The 3,934-nt window shown below is 70.5% G+C and carries 4 protein-coding genes; 2 read left to right on the forward strand and 2 right to left on the reverse strand.

The annotated features are described in order from the left end of the window. Window positions 1-869 (reverse strand): galactose-1-phosphate uridylyltransferase (locus AOK16_RS16065; RefSeq protein ID WP_055472926.1); only part of this gene is annotated, 869 nt, incomplete at its 3' end. Between the two features lie 198 nt (window positions 870-1,067). On the opposite strand from AOK16_RS16065, the gene AOK16_RS16070 reads away from it, so the two are divergent. Beyond that, complete coding sequence (locus AOK16_RS16070) at window positions 1,068-2,732, forward strand: sodium:solute symporter family protein (RefSeq protein WP_055472927.1); 1,665 nt, start codon at window positions 1,068-1,070, stop codon at window positions 2,730-2,732. A 45-nt stretch (window positions 2,733-2,777) separates the two neighbouring features. Next, complete coding sequence (locus AOK16_RS16075) at window positions 2,778-3,128, forward strand: hypothetical protein (RefSeq protein WP_055472928.1); 351 nt, start codon at window positions 2,778-2,780, stop codon at window positions 3,126-3,128. A gap of 191 nt (window positions 3,129-3,319) precedes the next feature. Here AOK16_RS16075 and AOK16_RS16080 read toward each other — a convergent pair. Then, window positions 3,320-3,934, reverse strand: a 615-nt coding sequence (locus AOK16_RS16080; RefSeq protein ID WP_055472929.1) for a helix-turn-helix transcriptional regulator, incomplete at its 5' end; no start/stop codon positions are given.

The raw sequence follows: 3,934 nt of genomic DNA on the forward strand, positions 1-3,934 counted from the left end.
CTTTCCCCGCCGACCCGCGCGCCCCTTTCCTCGCCGACCCGCCCATCGAAGATCCGGTCGAAGCGCCGCAGGAGTTCCAGGTAGAGCCCCGGGAACTCCGCGCGCGCCGCGTCGTCCAGCGCGAGCAGGTCGGGGACGCGGCGGTGGGGGTAGAGGTGCACCTCGTACGGCCAGTGGGCGGCGTACGGCACGAAGGCCGTCCAGTGCTCGCCCTCCAACACGATCCGCCGCCCGTCGGCCCGCTCGTCGGCGAGCACGTCGTCGAACAGGTTGCGCCCGCCGGTGCGTTCGCGGTGCTCCGCGAGCGAACGGAGCATCAGGGCAGTACGGGGTGTTGCGAAGGGATACGCGTAGATCTGGCCGTGCGGGTGGCCGAGCGTGACGCCGATCTCCTGGCCCCGGTTCTCGAAGCAGAAGACCTGCTCGACCCCGGGCTGCCGGGCGAGTTCGCCGGTGCGGTCGGTCCAGGCGTCGAGGACGAGCGCGGCCCGGGGCTCCGTGAGATCGGCGAAGGAGGCGTTGTGGTCGGGGGTGAAGCAGACCACCTCGCAGCGGCCCGCGTCGCCGGTGAGGGAGGGGAAGCGGTTCTCGAAGACCACGACGTCGTAGTCCGCGGCCGGGATCTCGGTGTGCCGGCCGTCCCGCGAGGGGCACAGCGGGCACTCGTCGACGGGCGGGTGGTACGTACGGGCCTGCCGGTGCGAGGCGACGACGACCGAGTCGCCGAGCAGCCGGTCGGCGCGGATCTCGGAGGCGGTGGAGACGGTGGGCAGCGGGCGCCGGTCCTCCGCGTCGCGCACCGCGTCGTCGCGGAGGTCGTAGTAGACGAGCTCGCGCCCGTCCGCGAGCCGGGTCGACGTCTTCTTCACGGTGGCGCTCCTCGCCCTACCCTCACACAAACAGAAACGAACACAACAAACCACAACTCAACAGCGCGGGTCAATAGTCGCTGCGCCGGGTGCCGCCTCCTGGACAACCGCCCGCAAAAGGCAGAAGTTCTAGGAAATTCCAGCCCGTAACGCGACGACAGCGGGGAGTGACCACCCCGGACCCGAAGTGAGTGATCCATGTATCTGGCCGAAACGCTGCGACTGCCCACCAACGCACTCGACTACACCATTCTGGTCCTCTACTTCGCCGTCGTCCTGGGCGTCGGGTTCGCCGCCCGCCGGAGTGTGAAGACGAGCCTCGACTTCTTCCTCTCCGGCCGGTCGCTGCCCGCCTGGGTCACCGGACTCGCCTTCGTCGCCGCCAACCTCGGCGCCCTGGAGATCCTGGGCATGGCGGCCAACGGCGCACAGTACGGCGCGTACACCGTGCACTGGTACTGGGTGGGGGCGATCCCGGCCATGGTCTTCCTCGGCCTGGTGATGATGCCCTTCTACTACGGGTCGAAGGTCCGGTCCGTCCCCGAGTTCCTGCTGCACCGCTACGGGCCGCCCTCCCACCTGCTCAGCTCGATCATCTTCTCGGTGGCGTCCGTGCTGATCGCGGGCGTCAACCTGTACGCGATGGCGATCGTGATCGAGGCGCTGCTCGGCTGGCCGCAGTGGGTGGCCGTCGTCGTCGCGGGCTTCTTCGTCCTCGCCTACATCACCCTCGGCGGGCTCTCCTCGGCGATCTACAACGAGGTGCTGCAGTTCTTCGTCATCCTCGCCGCGCTCATCCCGCTCACCATCGTCGGCCTCAAGCACGTCGGCGGCTGGGGCGGGCTGATGGACAAGCTGAACGCCTCGCACGGCGAGAACTTCACCTCCGCCTGGGGCGGCACGGGCATCGGCTCGGACAACCCGCTGGGCGCGAACTGGCTGACCATCGTGCTCGGCCTCGGCTTCTGCCTCAGCTTCGGCTACTGGACGACCAACTTCGCCGAGGTGCAGCGCGCGCTGTCCGCCCGCAACCTCTCGGCGGCCCAGCGCACCCCGCTGATCGCCGCCTTCCCCAAGATCTTCATCCCGCTGATCGTGGTCGTGCCGGGCCTGATCGCGCTGGTGATGGAGCCGGACCTGGGCCAGCCCGGCGGCCTGGAGTACAACGACGCGGTGCCGGTGCTCATGCGCGACCTGCTGCCGAACGGGGTGCTGGGGGTCGCCATCACCGGGCTGCTGGCCGCGTTCATGGCCGGCATGGCCGCCAACGTCTCGGCGTTCAACACCGTCTTCACCAACGACATCTGGGCCGCGTACCTCGTCAAGAACCGCCCGGACTCGTACTACCTCAGGACCGGGCGCGTGGTGACGGCGATCGGGGTGCTGTGCGGCATGGGCACGGCGTTCATCGCCTCCACCTTCAGCAACATCATGAACTACCTCCAGACGCTGTTCTCCTTCTTCAACGTGCCGCTGTTCTGCGTCTTCATCATCGGCATGTTCTGGAAGCGGGCCACCTCGGCGGCCGGGTTCTGGGGGCTGCTCAGCGGCACCGTGGCCGCGATGATCAACTACTTCTGGCTCTACAAGGAGAAGGTCATCGGCATCCCCAGCGACCAGGGCGCCAACTTCGTCTCGGCGATCGTGGCGTTCGTGGTGGGCGGGGTGGTGATGGTCGCGGTCTCGCTGTTCACCAAGCCGAAGCCGATCGAGTCGCTGGCCGGGCTCGTCTACGGCACGGTCTCCCCCGGCATGGCCGAGCCGCCCGCGGTCGGCGACGAGGCGTGGTACCGCAAGCCGGCCCTGCTGGGCTGGGCCGCGATCATCCTCGCGGCGCTCTGCTACATCCCGTTCTCCATCTGACCGTTCTCCATCTGACCGCGGCACCCCGAGGGAAGGAGCGCCACCATGAGCGGCGAAGAGTTCGAGTACCAGCACAAGGTCGAGGAGCTGGAGGAGAAGTCCGCGACGGCGGCCCGGCTCTTCGACGTACGGCGCATCATCGGCGGGCTGTTCGTGGTCTACGGGATCATCGTCACCATCGCCGGGATCGTCGCGTCCGAGAAGGACATCGACAAGGCCGAGAACATCAACATCAACCTGTGGACCGGGCTCGCCATGCTCGCCCTGGGGCTGCTGTTCCTGCTCTGGCTGTGGCTGCGCCCGATCCCCCCGCCGCAGCCGCCGGCGGAACTCCGGCCGAGGGCGGGGAGCGAGCCGCCGGGCGGCTCCTCGCCGGGCGAGCGGCCGCGACGCTGACGCCGCGCGGCGAGACCGCGGCCGGATGCCGGATGCCGGATGCCGGATGCCGGATGCCGTGCCGGAGTGTCGTGCCGGACCCCGTGCCCGGCCTCCGCGGCGGCCTTGCGGCGGCCTCCGTGGCGGCCCCGCAGTGAGCTCCGTGGCGGCCTTCGCGGCGGCTCGATTCCCGGCGCCAGGACCGGACTTCGCTAGTCCGGGCCCTCGCCCCTGACGGCCCCTCCCCCGGCTTCTCCGGCCGCCCGCTCCAGCAGTCCGGTGCGGGCGGCCAGTGCCGCCGCCTCCAGGCGCGAGCAGACGTCGAGCTTCATCAGCACGCGCTGGACATGCGTACGGGCCGTGCTCGGGGCGATGTCCATCCCGGCCGCGATCAGCCGGGTGTCCTCGCCCTCCGCGATCCGTACGAGCACCTCGACCTCGCGTGGGGTGAGCATCCGCAGCAGCCGGGCGGCCTCGTCGTCGGGCTGGGCGGCCGGGTTGAGCAGTTCGGTGAACGCGCCCTGGAGCAGCTGCGGGGCGATGGCGGCCTCGCCCGCGCGGGCCTTGAGCATCGCGCGCTCGACGCCCTCGATGCGCTCGTCGTGGCGCACGTACCCCGACGCGCCCGCGGCGAACGCCGCGGCGATGCCGCGCGGGTTGGGCACGGGGCCCAGCACCACGACCGCGACCTGCGGCCGCTCCCGCTTGATCCGGGCGACGGGGTCGAACGTGCCCGGCTCGGCGGGCACGGCCGTCCCCAGCAGGCAGACTTCCGGGGCCCTGTTGACGACCAGCTCCGCGGCCCCTGCGGCGGGCGCGGTCGCGGC

This window comes from Streptomyces pathocidini (assembly GCF_001418495.1).
Lineage (GTDB): Bacteria > Actinomycetota > Actinomycetes > Streptomycetales > Streptomycetaceae > Streptomyces > Streptomyces pathocidini.